Source organism: Paenibacillus sp. FA6 (genome assembly GCF_051550225.1).
Taxonomy (GTDB): domain Bacteria; phylum Bacillota; class Bacilli; order Paenibacillales; family Paenibacillaceae; genus Paenibacillus_AQ.
In genome coordinates this window covers 5,377,336-5,394,450 of record NZ_CP188820.1, presented here as the reverse complement: position 1 = coordinate 5,394,450, position 17,115 = coordinate 5,377,336, and the positions used below count along the sequence as shown (strand labels likewise).

Sequence of the window (17,115 nt, the reverse complement as noted above, 5' to 3'; positions counted from 1 at the left end):
TTTCTTTCATTCATTACTCGATTCCAGCAATCCATTCATTTACCTTTGCTTCATTCGCAGCGATCCACTTCTTAGCAGCCTCTTGTTCAGGCATGCCTCCAGAAATATCAACCATGACAGACTCCATATCGGCTGGTGTCCATTCGAATTGATCTAGAAAGCGATAAGCATCTGGCTGATCTTCTTTCAGACCTAAGCGTACTAGTGTATGAATTTGCTCACTTCCACCATATGCGCCTTTAGGATCTTCAAGATATTTCAAGTCCATGTCAGCGAACATCCAATGCGGAGTCCAACCTGTAATCACAATCGGCTGTTCCTTGGCATAAGCATCTTGCAGTACTTTTACCATTGCAGCAGAAGAGCTCTCAAGAAGATTCCACTTCTTCAGGTCATATTCTTTAACAGCATTTTCCGTTTGTGTCATAAGACCCGCACCTGGTTCAATTCCCGTAATAGTAAAATTAACGGATTTCCCTACTTCTTCTTTATTCAAATCCTCAATCGTTGTAATATCCATATAACTCGGAACGACTAATCCGCTTTTAGTTCCATCTAAATTAGCTCCGAGATCTTCGAATTTATCCTTATTCGGTTCATAGTAGATCTCACCATGCGTGCTTGGTAACCATGCAGCCACCATTGCGTCTGCGCTACCATCTGCAATACCTACATACATAGGACCCGCATCAACCTGTAGCATATTGACTTTATAGTTCAATTTACTTTCCAGCACTTCCTTCACGACATTCGTACTAGCAATTTCTGAATCCCATGCCACATAAGCCATCGTGATCTTCTTGTCCTTCTTGGCTCCTGTTGTATTACCATTATCGTTTCCATTAGTAGAACAACCTGCAAGCACCAACGTTATCGCCATAAAAGCCATCAACATTACAGTCATTTTCTTCTTCATCATATCTTACAATCACTCCTTCTTATTTTTCTTAGCTAATTTCTGTGTCATTCGATCTAACATAATAGCAAGGACAACAACCGCTAATCCTGCTTCTGTACCAATACCTGTCTTCGCTTGCGTCACCGCTCTATACACATCTGCTCCAACGCCCTGCGCTCCAATCATCGATGCAATAACAACCATCGATAGCGAAAGCATAATCGTCTGATTAATTCCAGCCATAATCGTTGGAATAGCAATCGGCAACTGAACCTTGACTAATTTCTGCATTGGAGTAGAACCGAAGGCATCGGCCGCTTCTACTAAGTCCTCGGGAACTTGACGAATACCCAAGCTGGTTAACCGAATAGTAGGTGGAATGGAGAATATGACCGAAGCGATAACGCCAGGTACAACCCCTAGTGAAAAGAAAGCAACAGCTGGCAACAAGTACACGAATGCCGGCATCGTTTGCATCAAATCCAGTATCGGAGTAATAACACTCTGTACTCTTTTATTTCCAGCACACAGAATACCTATGGGTACACCTAATACAATGGAAATGGATGATGCTGTCAGCACCAGCGCAAGGGTATCCATCGTATGTTCCCAGTAACCCAAATTAAGAACGAGTAATAAACCTAGAAGAGTGAATGCACCTAATCTAACCTTACCAAGCCAATAAGCAAGGATCGTAAACAGGGCAATCACAACAAGGGGTGGTAAATAGTTAAATCCATTTGCCAAACCATTGACTACACTACCAACAATAAGTTTAATTCCATCAAAAAACGGTTCAAAGTTCGTCTCCAACCAACCTTCCAGCGCTTCTACCCATTCTCCAATGGGGATCTTAGGTATATTCATTGAGGTTCACCTACTTCCTCCTCATTATTTCCACTCAAGGCAGCTAATACTGCTCCTCTGATCACAATACCTACTAAGCGTTTGCGTTCGTCAATGACCGCTACTGGAATTTTGGCACTACTCACAACATCAAATAGCTCCACCAGAAGAACGTCTGGAGATACAATCGGCGAATCTTTAATGATAATATCCTCTAACTGCTGACCCACTCGAATAGCTGTTGCTGCATCTTCTGCCGTCACAACTCCAATAAGCTGACGAGTTTTGTCTACGACATAGAGATTGGATATTCCCCGCTCACGCATAAGCTGTAACGCTACTCTTGGACCGCGATCCATCGTAATCGTCTCCGCACGAATCATCACATGAGCTGCTGTAAGTACTTTGGATAAATCTACATTCTCGACAAATCGCTCTACATAAGAATTGGCGGGGTTCATTAGAATCTCCTCTGGGGTACCAATCTGAACGATCGCCCCGTCCCTCATCAATGCAATTCGGTCGCCAAGGCGCAAAGCCTCATCTAAATCATGCGTAATAAAAATAATCGTCTTCTTCATATTCGCTTGTAGTTCTAATAATTCATCCTGCATATCTTTACGAATCAATGGATCTAGCGCACTGAAGGCTTCATCCATCAATAGAATTTCCGGATCATTCGCTAGGCCACGTGCCAGACCCACTCGTTGTTGCATTCCACCGCTTAACTCATCTGGACGTCGATCTTCTAGACCACCCAGTCCAACCAAAGCTAATGACTCTGTCGCTTTCTTTCGCCGTTCCTCTTTTTCTACCCCTTGTACCTCTAACCCATATTCAACATTCTCCAATATGGTTCGATGTGGAAATAGAGCGAATTTCTGAAAAATCATACTCATTGTTTTCCGTCTAACCTGACGTAACTCTTCTCGATTCATCTTAACAATGTCCTTACCATTAATAAGTACCTGTCCTGCCGTTGGCTCGATAAGACGGTTCAACAATCTAACCACCGTTGACTTACCGCTACCCGATAAACCCATAATAACGAAAATCTCTCCAGGTTCGATTGAGAAATTGACGCGATTGACCCCCACTGTCAATTTCGTTTCCTTAGCAATGCGTTCCTTAGACCAGCCTTGCTCAAGCAATGGAAAGGCCTTCTTAGGATCACTTCCAAACACTTTTGTTAACGATTTGACTTCTATAATCGCCATCTAACTTCCTCCATTTCAATCATCCGTTTCTAATTTATGCCACTTATATAGTGTAGACTTCATAAAATCTTGGGTCAAAATGCAAAACTAGCCATATGGAGCGTACAGTTTAAACTTTACACACTTTACTAACTGTATACTCCGTCTAACTTACAATCCCTGCAGTCTTTCATCCTTTACTTTTCAGATACTTTTTTCTACAATAGGTGCTGTGGATATTGTTTCCGCTCATCGCAGGCGTTATTCAAGGGAGAATACAAAATGGCTACATTTGATGGAATGAATGAAGAACAAGTAAAAGTAATTGAAAAGTCCCGCCAACGCGTCATGGATTCTATTGGAACGAATATGGATCTTTATGGAATCACGATGTCCGTTGGTCATTTGTACGGCAATATGTACTTCCACGATGGTCCTGTTACGCTAGACGAGATGGGTCAAGAAATGGGAATGAGCAAAACAAGTATGAGTACTGGTATGCGTACATTAGTCGATCTAAAAATGATAAATAAGGTTTGGGGCAAAGGCTCGCGGAAAGATCTATATGAGGTAGAAAGGGATTGGCATCAGAATTTTGTTGATTACTTCTCGATCAAATGGCGCAAATCCATGGAAATGAATATTCATTCTTTATATAAATCGTTATCTGAACTCAGAAAGTTACGTGAAGAGAACATGGATAGTGAGCAAGTAATTACCCATCTCGATAAAGATATCGACAAAATGCTTCACGCTGTCCAATATTACAAATGGTTGGGTCGCTTCATCGATGCATTAGAGACTGGGAAGATATATGATTTAATTCCAAAAGAAGAGAATTAGTCATCACAATATAAAAAGCCGCTAACAGAAGAATTACTCCAACGTTAGCGGCTTTTTATATTGTGATTAGAATTGGTTATAGCTTACAAACTCACCTACAGGTTTACGGTATCCACGCGGTCTTGTACTAGAACTATCTTCTTTACCTATCGTGATCATCATAGCTGGCACATACGCATCTGGGATATTCAATATTTCGCGAACCTCTTCCGGGTCGAAGGCAATCATCGGGCATGTATCCCAACCTTTTTCTTTCGCAGTTAGCATGAACAGCATGGCAGATAAGCTTGCACCTCGAATGGCTTCTTCTTGTATAAATGAAGGCCCCCTATCTTCATAGAAAGAATTCACCTCTGCGGATGACGCATCATATTCCTGCTTACTCATAACGCCTAAGTTCAGCAGTCCTTCATTGATTCTCCCTACGTCCTTGTAGGCATCCTTCTTCCCGAGAACTAGAATGACAGCAGAAGCCGTCTTTATTTTATATTGTTTGTTAGAAGCTACATATATTCTCTCTATGATCTCAGGATCTTTAACAACGACATAATGTGCATGTTGCAAATTGAAGGCAGAAGGTGCAAATTTCACCAGACTGAATATTTCTTCCAACTCTTTATCTGCTATCTCCACACCCGTAATAAACTTATTCGCTGATCTACGTGCCTGTACTAAAGTAGTAAAATCTCTCATGATTTATTCCCCCATTTTATTTAAGTAATAAGGCATCGAGTGAGTAGTCCCCAGCACCGATCAAAGCCATTCCAATTGCTACAGCAATCAGTAATAAATTGTATTCGTATCCGTTGGCTGTAGACCAATATCCATTGCTACCATGTACTTTAACAATAGCTCCGAACATCGTGACGACAATCATCAGCGCACCAACTATTGTGAATAATCCTGTTGCTATTAATAATCCTCCAATGAGTTCCAGTAGTCCGGCAATAACAGCCATGAGAACGCCAGGCTTAATCCCGATCGATTCCATCCATCCTCCCGTTCCTTTCGGACCGTATCCTCCGAACCAACCAAATAACTTTTGCGCACCATGCGCCATGAAACTTAACCCTACAACCAATCGAATAATTAATAATCCTAATGCTATACTCATATTTAATTCCTCCATTTTATTTTTTTACGATCGTTTTTATCTCTATATTAAGATATATATTCAAAAAAACACTGTATTCTTCGCTATAATAACCACATGAATGTTACCTCCGTTTGATTTATCTTAATATAAAGATAACTTATTTAATTATATCCGTCAACCTTTATTTATTAGGGATACCACTGATGGATTCCTTTATGGTTAAACATCATAGGTCTTTGGGCAACCTCTAACTTATAGGGGTTGTTCAAAAAGTCATCTTTTGACCACGAAGGTTATCAAGAGGACCATTCGACATCTCATTTATATAAAGTTATAAAGGAGATCATCTACATGAAGCGCAATCAAACGATGATGCAGTTTTTTGAATGGCATATCGATGCAGACGGAACACATTGGAACCGACTAAGAGATGCCGCACCTGAATTAAAAACCAATGGCATTACCTCTATCTGGATTCCGCCTGTCACCAAGGCTCTGTCCGTTAATGATACAGGTTATGGTGCGTATGACCTCTATGATCTAGGGGAATTCGACCAAAAGGGAACCGTCAGAACCAAATATGGCACGAAACAGGATCTCATGGATGCCATATCTGCCTGTCACGAACAAGGTCTTACTGTTTATGTAGATCTGGTCATGAATCATAAAGCTGGGGCAGATGAAAAGGAGACTTTTCAGGTCATCGAGGTGGCTGGTAACAATCGTACGAAAGATATATCAAAACCCTTTGATATCGAAGGGTGGACGAAATTCACATTTCCCGGACGGGGTGAGCAATACTCTTCTTTCAAATGGAACTCCGAACATTTCAATGGAACAGATTATGACGCACGTGCAAATCGAGGTGGAGTATTCAGAATCTTAGGTGAGAATAAACGTTGGAATGAGCATGTAGATCATGAATTCGGAAATTATGATTACTTGATGTTCGCTGATATTGATTACAATCACCCACAGGTTAGAGAAGAAATGACCTCTTGGGGAAAGTGGCTCGCCACAACGTTATCTTGTAATGGTTACCGTCTGGATGCGATCAAACATATTAACCATGATTTCATTAAGGAGTTCGCAACACAAATGGTTCAGGAGCGCGGAGAAGATTTCTATATGGTTGGTGAGTTTTGGAACCCAGATTTATCTGAATGCCAACAGTTCCTAGATACGATTGACTATACAATGGATCTGTTCGACGTATCCCTCCATTACAAATTGCAAGCTGCATCACAAGCTGGGAAGGATTTCGATCTCACGACCATTTTTGAAAATACACTAATCCAATCCCACCCTATGAATGCTGTGACGTTCGTCGACAACCATGACTCACAGCCACATGAAGCGCTGGAATCATGGGTTCAGGATTGGTTCAAGCAGAGTGCCTATGCTCTTATTTTGCTGCGACAAGATGGCTTCCCTGTGGTCTTCTATGGTGATTATTATGGAATTGGTGGGAAAGAACCACAAGAGGGGAAGCGCTCAGCCATCGATCCGCTACTTTATGCGCGTTACCATAAAGCCTACGGCGAGCAACAAGATTATTTCGATCATCCCAATACGATTGGATGGGTTCGCCTCGGCATCCCAGAAATAGTAGGCTCAGGCTGCGCCGTTATCATGTCTAACAGTGATCTTGGAGAGAAACGGATGTCACTTGGAGATCAGCACGCAGGAGAAGTATGGATAGACTGTACTCATAACAGAAAGGATGAAATCACCATAGAACAGGATGGTTTTGCGACATTTCCAGTTAATGGAGGTAGCGTGTCTGTATGGACCAATCCGAAAACATGATAAAAAATTAACTACTTCGTTATGTGATTCACTATAAGTTTCTCTAATGGGATAAGTAATTCTTTAAGCCCATGCTCTTTTTCCAAAAGACCAATAAGTGCGCGAATCAATACTAATCTCGGGTGCTCACATTCCAGTTCCTCTTGAATGAGCAGGATAGCTTCCAGAAGTTCCGTCTTCTCAGAATTCGTTATAGAGAGTTCTTTAGTCGTAGATATCAGGGAGTGAATAAGATCAGTAATCTGTATAATATCAGGGACCTGTTCCCCTCTTAGTGCACATTGTAGATATTCACTCATATCTGAATCTCTTAACAGCGGAAATCTTCTTTTGGCTTGTATATTAGTCGCCATATCCTCCACACATTGAACAACAAATACGGCTATGTCTCGAGTGATCAGTGACTTTTTCTCAAAAATCAACAAAAATATAAACTCCCGAATAATTCCATTATAAATAACGACGAGATCCCATATATTTGGTTCGATATTTTCTCCAAATACTCGCACTAAACTTTCCTTATTATCATTCAGAAGATTCGCCCTTAATCGGAATAGATACGGTTTTATTTTCCCTTCAGGCACCGTTAACTTCTTCATTTCTTGCATAATAAAACTATTGTCCAAAAAAAACTCGATTTGACATTCCGTTTCGCGAATAAAGATTTCACGTAAGGACAGCGTGTGATCGGCACGTATTATTTGTATTCGTTCACTCATTCTCCGCTGTTGCAACATCAGAACTTCGATGAATAAATCTTCCTTGGAATTAAAAAAGTTATATAAAGAACCCTTTGCCACACCACAATCATCGGCAATGTTCTGAATTGATGTAGCTATATATCCCTTATCCAAAAAGAATCTCATTGCTGAATCTAAAATTTTCTGCTTCATTACGCTCAACTTTCTCGCTCCATTCAAGAAATAGTTTGACATTAGTTAAAATTTAAGTAGAATAAGTGTAGCGCTGACCGCTTAGTTTTATTAAAAACCACTAAGTCAATAGTATCTATTATTTCATTTCGCGTCAAGAAGTTAACCAGAGAAGAATGGGAGAGAACTAACCGCATGTCTAAATCAAACGCAACTACTGCACCAATCAATACAGAATTCTCTATCAAGGCGATTATTGCGCCTCTAATGGCTGTTATTCTAGGAATGATTATGGTTATCCTAGACAGTACTGTTATCAATGTAGCAGTACCTAACTTACAGCACTATTTCGATGCTTCATTGAAAACAATACAATGGACCATTACCGGATATACGCTAGCTTTAGCAGCTGTTATCCCCTTGGCCGGATGGATGACAGATAAATTCGGAGCTAAGCGAATATTTCTCATCACAATTACGTTATTTACGCTCGGATCCATACTCTGTTCACTGGCTCAGACATCAGAACAGCTGATTGTATTCAGAATTATCCAAGGTATTGGAGGCGGTATGGTTGCTCCTATCGGGATGGCTATGGTCTTCAGACTTGCTCCTCCTGATAAGAGAGGCACCGTCATGGGTATGTTAGGTATTCCTATGCTACTCGCTCCTGCTGCTGGACCTATATTATCAGGTTGGCTGATCGATATTGCCTCATGGCATTGGATCTTCCTGATTAACGTACCTATCGGGATCGCTGCTGTCATCGTAGGGATTAAGTTCTTACCCAAATTTGAGAGTAAAAAGGTACCTTCCCTAGATATTCTCGGAATGATTCTCGCTCCGATCGCATTCGCTATGCTAGCCTATGGTGTGAATGAAGGAGCTGCAGATTGGACATCCCCAAGTACAATAAGATCATTGATTATCGGCGGAGTTGCTCTTATCCTATTCATTATCGTGGAGCTTAGACAGAAGGAACCTTTATTAGAGCTTCGTGTCTTCGGCTCTTCTGATTTCACCCGAGGTGTGATCTTATCTTGGATTACACAGGTCGCGATGTTCGGTGCTATTCTAATGATTCCACTATATTTACAAAATATAAGAGGATTTACTCCTCTACAAAGTGGTTATACGACACTTGCTCAGGCCCTTGCCTCGATGCTCTTTATGCCTATTGGAGGAAAACTATTTGATAAGTGGGGCGCTCGGCCACTTGCCATAACCGGCTTGACCCTGGTATCTACAGCCTTATTCCTGCTTTCTCAGATTAACGTTGATACAGCTATGTTTATGATTATACTTCCACTTGTTTTTATGGGCGCAGGTATGGGTCTAACCATGATGCCACTGAACACCCATATCCTAAACTCGGCTCCACGCAGACTTGTGAATCGGGTAACCCCTTTAACGTCAGCAACACAACAAGTCGTTACATCATTCGCTATTGCTGGATTGTCTGGGTATTTAACTTCACAAATAAAGCACTACAATCCGGTTCCCGGTACAGTTCAAGAAATGCTAGCTGGATCCACTTCTGCTTTCGGTGACGTATTCTTCCTTACAGCTTGTATTGCCGTTGCAGGATTACTATTAAGTACCATTCTACGCAAACCGCGAGTTAAACCAGGCGATGAGCTTGCAGATCACGAGGATATGCCGGATGCCAAGACGATGATCTCGCATTAATTTAATGTAACATAAGAGGATGTCCGGCAGCCATATCATATGGCTACTGGACATCCTTTTATTCGTCTAATCAATGTTAATATACTTATTTCTTATTGCGCATAATCGCCAGTGTAATTGATCAGAGATGCATCTTGCACACCACTAATTTCACTTATTTCATTTATAAATGCGGTATTATCGTCACGTAATCGGATCTCTACCGTTATTTCTGTGAATTCTTTTCTCACTGTTTTTGATTTCAAACGATAATCGAGCTTACGTAACTCCTGCCGTACTGCATCTGTTGCAACAGATGAGTGTCGAATAATTAACAAATAGGGTTGATCTTTTACTTTGCGACGAGACAACCACATTAATGTCAATCCGATCATTAGTGAACCCAATAACGCAATGGGGTACAATTTAGCACCCGATGCGATTCCAGCTGCAATAGCCCAGAACATATATACGATATCTAAAGGATCTTTTACAGCTGTTCTGAACCTCACGATACTGAGTGCTCCCACCATTCCTAGCGAGAGTACAATATTAGTACTAATCGTCATAATAATGAGTGCCGTGATCATCGTCATTAGAACGAATGACACATTATAATTGTAACTATATACAACACCACGAAATGATTTTCGATAAATCCAATAAATGAACATACCAATAGCGAATGCCGATAATAATCCTATAATAACGTCAAGGTATGATATATTACGAAATGCTTCAAGATTGAGTACACTTTTCTTAACAATATCCGAAAAATTCAAATTATCTGCCACTCTTGTTCCCCCTAAAGACTATTCTTTAAAATGCTTAGTATTAATTTCGCGACAAATAACATACTTGGAAATAGATGATCTGACATATCCCTCTGGCTGAACAACCTTTCTTATGAAATCAGGTAAAAAGGAGTCATACTTCACTTCCATAATAGTCATCGGGTCTGTGATCGCTTCCTCTAATACTAAATTGTCATCAAATAGATTATACGTACCAATTCCAGCAGATAGCCTTTTATCAAACGTAATTCTTACATTCCCGAACTCATACACATACGCTTCTCTCGTATAATCTACAATAACGACAGGGCGGTAAGAACGGTGGACCAATGCATTATGGAATTCCTTCAACAATGAATCTGCTTTACCTTGGAGAACGTCGGCATCACCCGATAAAATAGCGTCGTATTCTGTGCGTGTCAGCGCAGCTCCGTCTTTACATACGAAATCACCATACTTGCTTTTTCTCTCCAACGTAATTCTGTCATCACTTCCGTTGTAAATACGAATGCGATACTTATCTCGGTTGAAAACCCCATTGTTCTTATCGTATAAGGAATGATCATGAGCGCCGTCAAAGTAAAGACTTCTAATGCCATATCCCTCTCCATCAATAGAATAGTCATCCATCTTCAATATTTGAGACATCTTATAACGAAGAGCGACATACTCGTGCGTGTGCAAGTAATATTTAAATTCATTACGAAACTTTCTTCCTTGGAAAGGCAATGTTAATACACCTCAAATTTCTTTACACCATAATAAACGTCGCCCTCATCATCAAAATAAGTCTCAAAAGCGATTTGCTCATGCCCAGCACTATCGCGAACAACGGCCTTCCAATAATAGGTCCCCTTCTTAAGACCCTTGACTGTCACCGTTGTTGATGTGATATCTTTCACCTCACGTACAATTTGTTTAAATGCTGGATCCAATGCAATGGATACGTCATAAACAAGGTCATCTCCTTGGAAATCATACGAAAGTCCCCAAGAGAAAGTTTGCTCATCTGTTTCAACATCAACATCATCGAGGAAGAATGGCTTGGGTTTCTCTAAATCTTCAAGGAACCTTTGTATACTCCTCTCTGGAACTTCCGCTATACTCTTGAAATCAGTTGCAATTTCAGATTTCTTACCGGGCAAATAATTCAAGTCAGGCGAACGTGTCAAGAACGGTTCCACTTGTGCCTGATAGACTTCTAGTTGCTTGGCAACCGTATCTTTATTAATGATTTGTGACATCTCTTCTATCTTTCCTTTGAGCTGATTAATATGCGCTTCACTCCGGAAATAGCGATTATGCAGTGAACTTCCCCAATAATTGCTAAGTCCGCTCTGGTAATCGCTTATATCCCCAAGATTACGCTGCAACTCCCAACCGCCATCATAATCCCAAGGGAGGAAATACCATTTGTCTGAATTGAGTGGTGAATACAAGTAAAAGTTATTGGCATCTGTATCCATATTATCCGTCAGAATATTAACCGCCAACCACGTCAAATAATTATCAAGATCGAAGTGTTTATCCACCACTTCATCGATCGGAATCGACATATTATTCACATCATCCAACATCGCTATGAGTTTATCATGATCCTCGCGACCTTTAATCTCAAGAATGGTCTCGAATTTCTCTTTATCGTATGTCGGATCAGATTGTGATTTAATCTCATCTGGATACCGGCCAAATTCAAAGAAGGCTACTTTATATAATTGTCCATACGGATCTAACCAATGGGATTTCAGAAAGTTCTTATTCGGTTGTTCAATCTGCGTATACAGTCCGTAATCCTCATATTGATCATTATTGACCCCTTCTGATTGATCCTTTACATATACACGGACAAACTGTGTTCGCAAGCTAGTGAAATTAGGAATAGCTTCAAATAGGTCAAAGCTAAGCTTATTTCGAATTCGAGACAGATCAAGTGAATGCTTATTCAAATTAATGGTCCGTTGATTGTTCCATAATCCCGCTTCATCTGACAAACGAATCTTGTACGATTTCTGTGAAGTATATCTTGCAGTATTTCCCCGGAGGCTGATATTGGCATTCGGTTCACTTTGCCCATAACCAAACAATCCTTGTGTAGGACCTTTGCCATCACTGTCGCCTTCCTGCACAATCACTTTCAAATTGTCTTCATTATAACGATCCTTATCCCTGTTCAGTCCGTACCAATTTAGCTGATTATCGTCATTATCCTTCCCAGACAATACAGTGACATATAGACCCTTTATAGAACCATCATCATCTTTTTCATAAATACGCTTATCTTCTGATAACCCTTGCACTGCAGTAGGCTTCGTGACTTGTGCAATGGTAGACTCATCTGCTGATTGACTGTTCCCCGCAGGTGCTGTACAAGCGGATAACACCACAGTAAGTACCATAATTGTAGAAACAACCGAAACGGGCTTACGCCATTTCCCAGGTAATCGAGTGGTTGTTGTAAATGAAGTTAGAGGTTGTCTACAGAATGTGAAGTAGTCTATATTGCGTAGGACATACATTAATCTAGCAATTGCGGCAACGAATGCTAACACCGACGCAATAAACATCCCCAGACCATCGCTTTCCCCTTGCATCGTCCAATACGTTAGTGCCGCATTCATCACAACAAACGAGGAGCTAATGATGAGTACACCCTTTCGATCATCGAAGTATAACAATAGATGTAAGAGGATGAACATCATAATGAACATGAAATACCCTAACACAAGAAGATTGAAGGCATCAATCTGCGCCATGGTGAATCCAATTCCCGGAAGTAGCTTCATTCCAATCGCAATCGATACAATCGTGAACAACAGTTGCACTTCCATTAAAAAGCTAAATTCATTCATTAATGTTCGTTGCATTTGTTTCTTAGCACGTTCCATCTCTTGATAAGTCCCACCTTCAATAACTCGCTTGTAGTACATTCGAAATTGTTCATAGAATGCCGTCTCAACGGATACGACAAACGTCACCAATGTGGGAATAACCGAAATAAAGGCATAGAAAACAGGCAAATCATAAAAAGGAGACACCCAGTATCCACCGGCCACTAATGTATCCCTTGCAATAAACCAATATACAAAACTATGAATATAAATCCCAGCATAAAAAAAGGTGCCTGCAAAGAATAGCGACGGGAATTTCCTAAAGTACGATAGAAATTCGAAGTAAAAATGACTCTTCCGTGCTGAGAATACTTGTTCGAAATGATAGGCTGACATGATCGCTATCACAAAAAAGCCGATATCAATCGCAAGTAAAGCCGCTGTAGTCGCATTGATGTCCGTATAACCTAACAGGAACCAACCAGAAACCAACGAAATGACCACTCCAATGGCGAAACTTCGAACAATACGCGTATAATCCTTGAGTGCAGATAAATATACCGCTTGAACCCATATGACAATCAGTTCCATGAAAAATAAATAAGCAACCACTTTGTAGCTGATGCTAGCAGAAATATGCGGTAGAAATAACCATACCACCAATGCACCCAAAGGTAGACAAATCATCAATGCCCCATAATAAGAAGATAATAAACGATCATATTTCTTCTCAAATATCATGTCAGAAATAAACCGCGTCAATACCATCGTTATCCCGCTTGTAATGATGATAGAGAATATAAAACAATATTGGACAGTAGCAATATACAGTTCCCAGTCTAAGTAGGTTCCGTTATGAATGGCCATCATTCTTTGTAATACAATAATGAGAAACATACATAAAATCATCGGACCTATCGTCGTTACGGCAGAAAAGCTATACGCCTTCACCGTATTGGATAGACCCTGTTCACGGAATAATTTCCTCAGTTCGAAGCCAATGCCGGCCATTGCTGTCCCTCCCCTAATAATGCATATAACTGTTGATAACTTGTGATGAAATCTTGATGTTTATAATAGCGTGACACACGCTCTAAAGCGTTACGTCCCATCTCTTCCCGCAGACTAGGCGATTTACATAGTTTGATAATACTTTGAGCCATCGGCTCATAATTCATAACGGGTGTTACGAATCCCGCTGGACCAATGCCATCATTCACACCATTTAGAAGTTCCTTGCAACTCCCTACATTCGTCGTCACATAAGGTTTGCCGCATGCCATTCCTTCTAATACAGCTAAAGGTTGTCCTTCGCTTATGCTGCTTAACACCAAGATGTCCATCTGTCCCAAATAATCTTTCACAGGAACCGTACCTGTGAATATGACATCCTGTAATTCCAAGGAGCCAACCATTTGTAAACATTCCTGATAGTATTCCTCATCTTCTTCAGTCGGTCCCATAATCGTTAGCTCTGCATTTGGGATTTCACGCTTAACCAGCGCAAAGCTCTGTAACATCGTCTTAATATCCTTAATGGGAACAACACGGACGATACCCCCGATACGAATAATATCTTGATCGGGCGCTTGCGGAAGATTAGCATAATCAATCGCATTTACGCCATTAGGAATAATACTGATCTTGGAAGGATCACAACCTAACTCTATTTGAATTTCCTTATTTCGATTAAATAACGTCACAATCTGATCTGCCGAATTGTAAATACAGCCAGAGAGTGTATAGAAATATTCGATCCACAGATCTTTGAAATAGCCTTTAACCCAATCTGCTTTAATGATTTCTTCTTCCCGTTCTCGTGAATAAATGCCATGTTCCGTTAGAATCAGCGGACTGCCATGAATATGCTTAGCCAACGCACCGACTACACCTGCATAACCGGTAGATACACTATGATACAAATCCGCTTCGGGGATATCATTACGAATACTCACAAATAAAGGTAAGATCATGGAGCGAACCGTCCAGAACATTTCGGTAAATGGAACTAAGGAATACTTCGTACGGCATAAATCTTCTAGAATATCGAAATAATCTTTACTTGAAAGGAAATCAGCTGCGACATGGAATTTCTCTGTACGCAGTAAGTCAAAAATATTGCCCCAGTTCACTCCACCACCTCCACCCAACAAGCACTTTAAATCTTCTTCTTGTTGTGAGGTAAGTCGGAAACGGTGTCCCCACTTGCCTGGCTCATCAATATAGGCATCCAGGAATATCTCTTTAATCTCCACAACATTGCTAGGTAACTCATACTTATACTGTCCCTTTTGCTTACTTTGAGCTCCAATAGCATAAATAATGAATTCATGTTCTGGCATTTGCCGAATTAAACTATGAATCCAACTTGACACGCCACCTGTAACATAAGGATATGAACCTTCGGCTATCATACAAATTCTCATCGTTGTTAACCACCCAATCCGATTTGAAATTTCGCTTCTGTTGCTTTTACTAAATAGGTATTCTCATCAATTTTACTGACAGAGCAATGTTTCAACTGGGCTATACTTCTTGCTGTTCGTAGAACAAAATAGTTATCGTCCTGAAAATTCGTGATATCTCCCCGAATTGAATCAACCTCTTTGGTCCACTCCACTCTGGAGTTCAATACTTTCTCCAAATCAATAGCGCCTTCTGTCGCTGTCATCGCACGAAGCCACGGATATGTTTTCTTTAATCTTTCTAATTTAGTGGAATAAGCTTTATATAGCTCCGCCCAAGATAATTGCTTACCTCTAAGTTCATCTAGAACGTCATCTGGATGGACAAAATGTGAGTAAATGCCTAGAGAAGTAATCGTATTCGCTTCAGCCCAATGTTCAATAGGATTATCCACATACCCGGATGTTACACGCGGCATTTCAATAATGCCATCCTCTGCGACCTCATATTCTTGGATATACGACATATTCGTTATATCCTCTTCATACAACGAAGAAATCACGGTTAGATCGGGCCAGGCCTCCTTCAATGCTTCACGCCCTTCTGAACTGATCATGTTGGAAGGGGGTACATAGCTCATAATTTTATAATTGGGAAATGAAATATTCGCGTATTTCAACGATTCAGAAATAGATTGAGACATGACTGAAGTACTTGGCCACACCTTATATCCATAATTATCTGCAATCTCCTCGTCCATCTGTAACGATTGGTGGTTATATCCATGTATTCCAATCTCGCCGCCACTCTTAATGACCTCTCGGCCATACGACAGTAAGTTATAACGGTCCTCATCAACTGGGGAATTAAATGGGGGATCCACTCGATCGGTATACGATTGTATTAACACCGCTGTATATTTCAAATCCGCATTCTTAGCTGCTTTCAACATATCTGGCCACCAAATATCACGATAGAAATGTGACACATCTTTGTGATATTGTTGGTATATCGAATCATTTATACCTTTTTGAATAGGTGCTGGGAAATCATCGATATATATTTGTTTAGAGTTGAATATCGGGTATATGAAGTCTGGTTCCAGTAAAGAGATACCTCCTGCAATAAGGCCTCTATTAATCTTCTCTACTAACATCGTCCCATTAAACACCATAAAGGCCCCTTGACCATGATCTCTCCTCCACATCAAAGGCATCCCATCGACGCTTGTAGCAAGTAGTTCTGAAGAGTCATCAATTTCAATTCTATTCATTGAATTGGCTACATAGGGATCATCGATTATTAGGTCTTTCTCTCCAATGAGTACATTGGATTTCAACTCAATTCCTTGTGCTAGAAAGGGCTCGGAACTCGAAATAATACCTAACTGTCGATAGATTTTATTAAAAGTATGGTCCATCTCTAACGTATTCGTAAACATGACATAACCACCATCATTAACGTAATCTGACAGTGAGTCGATATTGCCTATCTCATCAAGAATTTGATTCGTAATAATCGTCATGGCACACGAATCTAGATTGATCGAATCAACACTCGTGTCTATACTCAATGTTTTTCTTTTCATATATTGTAATAATCGGGTAGCATTATTCTTAACACTAACGCTGACCTCTTCTTCCGAGTCATACAATACACAACTTGTAGGTCCACCCAAATCAGTCGCTTCAGCTTGTCCAAGATTACTATTGAATATTTGGCGACTCTCTGCCAGATTCGTATTTCTACTAAACTGCAAAACATACTCTGAACGCGAGACCTGCATAATGATAGCTAGCACAACAATCGCTGCCAGAATGACGTAAATATTTTTATTAATACTAAAACCCTTCTTCATA

The 17,115-nt window shown here is 40.4% G+C and carries 14 protein-coding genes; 3 read left to right on the top strand and 11 right to left on the bottom strand.

Annotated elements, in window-relative coordinates; all coding sequences use genetic code 11:
- Positions 1-13: 13 nt before the first annotated feature.
- The 3 genes from ACP8HI_RS24300 to ACP8HI_RS24290 are packed head-to-tail and all read right to left on the bottom strand — an operon-like array spanning position 14 to position 2,961.
- Entirely contained in the window at positions 14-919 is a 906-nt protein-coding gene (locus tag ACP8HI_RS24300) for a glycine betaine ABC transporter substrate-binding protein (RefSeq protein WP_438348678.1), read from the bottom strand.
- Positions 920-928: 9 nt separating this feature from the next.
- Positions 929-1,765, bottom strand: coding sequence for an ABC transporter permease (locus tag ACP8HI_RS24295; protein WP_438348677.1), 837 nt, complete (start codon positions 1,763-1,765; stop codon positions 929-931).
- The gene (locus tag ACP8HI_RS24290; RefSeq protein WP_438348676.1) at positions 1,762-2,961 is read right to left on the bottom strand and encodes a quaternary amine ABC transporter ATP-binding protein; all 1,200 of its coding nucleotides are present in this window, start codon (positions 2,959-2,961) and stop codon (positions 1,762-1,764) included. The genes ACP8HI_RS24295 and ACP8HI_RS24290 overlap by 4 nt, the downstream gene beginning before the upstream one ends.
- Before the next feature lie 261 nt (positions 2,962-3,222).
- Between ACP8HI_RS24290 and ACP8HI_RS24285 the strand changes: the two genes are divergently transcribed.
- Positions 3,223-3,783, top strand: coding sequence for a GbsR/MarR family transcriptional regulator (locus ACP8HI_RS24285; RefSeq protein ID WP_438348675.1), 561 nt, complete (start codon positions 3,223-3,225; stop codon positions 3,781-3,783).
- Positions 3,784-3,849: 66 nt separating this feature from the next.
- On the opposite strand, the gene ACP8HI_RS24280 is transcribed toward ACP8HI_RS24285, so the two are convergent.
- Positions 3,850-4,476, bottom strand: a complete 627-nt coding sequence (locus tag ACP8HI_RS24280; RefSeq protein ID WP_438348674.1) for a nitroreductase family protein — start codon at positions 4,474-4,476, stop codon at positions 3,850-3,852.
- A gap of 16 nt (positions 4,477-4,492) precedes the next feature.
- Complete coding sequence (locus tag ACP8HI_RS24275; RefSeq protein WP_438348673.1) at positions 4,493-4,897, bottom strand: DoxX family protein; 405 nt, start codon at positions 4,895-4,897, stop codon at positions 4,493-4,495.
- Between the two features lie 333 nt (positions 4,898-5,230).
- On the opposite strand from ACP8HI_RS24275, the gene ACP8HI_RS24270 reads away from it, so the two are divergent.
- Entirely contained in the window at positions 5,231-6,688 is a 1,458-nt protein-coding gene (locus tag ACP8HI_RS24270; protein WP_438348672.1) for an alpha-amylase, read from the top strand.
- Positions 6,689-6,699: 11 nt separating this feature from the next.
- On the opposite strand, the gene ACP8HI_RS24265 is transcribed toward ACP8HI_RS24270, so the two are convergent.
- Positions 6,700-7,581, bottom strand: a complete 882-nt coding sequence (locus ACP8HI_RS24265) for a TetR/AcrR family transcriptional regulator (protein ID WP_438348671.1) — start codon at positions 7,579-7,581, stop codon at positions 6,700-6,702.
- 120 nt (positions 7,582-7,701) lie between these two features.
- Here ACP8HI_RS24265 and ACP8HI_RS24260 point away from each other — a divergent pair, with 120 nt between their 5' ends.
- The gene (locus tag ACP8HI_RS24260) at positions 7,702-9,249 is read left to right on the top strand and encodes a DHA2 family efflux MFS transporter permease subunit (RefSeq protein ID WP_438351974.1); all 1,548 of its coding nucleotides are present in this window, start codon (positions 7,702-7,704) and stop codon (positions 9,247-9,249) included.
- Positions 9,250-9,341: 92 nt separating this feature from the next.
- Here the strand turns inward: ACP8HI_RS24260 and ACP8HI_RS24255 are convergent, their stop codons facing one another.
- Genes ACP8HI_RS24255 through ACP8HI_RS24235 form a run of 5 tightly spaced genes read right to left on the bottom strand, consistent with a single transcriptional unit; the run spans position 9,342 to position 17,114 of the window.
- Positions 9,342-10,022, bottom strand: coding sequence for a DUF4956 domain-containing protein (locus tag ACP8HI_RS24255; RefSeq protein WP_438348670.1), 681 nt, complete (start codon positions 10,020-10,022; stop codon positions 9,342-9,344).
- Between the two features lie 18 nt (positions 10,023-10,040).
- Positions 10,041-10,751: a polyphosphate polymerase domain-containing protein gene (locus ACP8HI_RS24250; RefSeq protein WP_438348669.1), complete on the bottom strand. Its 711-nt coding sequence runs from the start codon at positions 10,749-10,751 to the stop codon at positions 10,041-10,043.
- A 2-nt stretch (positions 10,752-10,753) separates the two neighbouring features.
- The gene (gene pelG, locus ACP8HI_RS24245; RefSeq protein WP_438348668.1) at positions 10,754-13,861 is read right to left on the bottom strand and encodes an exopolysaccharide Pel transporter PelG; all 3,108 of its coding nucleotides are present in this window, start codon (positions 13,859-13,861) and stop codon (positions 10,754-10,756) included.
- A complete protein-coding gene (gene pelF, locus ACP8HI_RS24240) occupies positions 13,837-15,276 on the bottom strand; it encodes a GT4 family glycosyltransferase PelF (RefSeq protein WP_438348667.1) in 1,440 nt (479 codons plus the stop codon). Before pelF ends, pelG begins: the two co-directional genes overlap by 25 nt.
- 5 nt (positions 15,277-15,281) lie before the next feature.
- Positions 15,282-17,114 (bottom strand): DUF2194 domain-containing protein, encoded by a 1,833-nt coding sequence (locus ACP8HI_RS24235; protein WP_438348666.1) that lies wholly within the window; start codon positions 17,112-17,114, stop codon positions 15,282-15,284.
- Position 17,115: the final 1 nt, after the last annotated feature.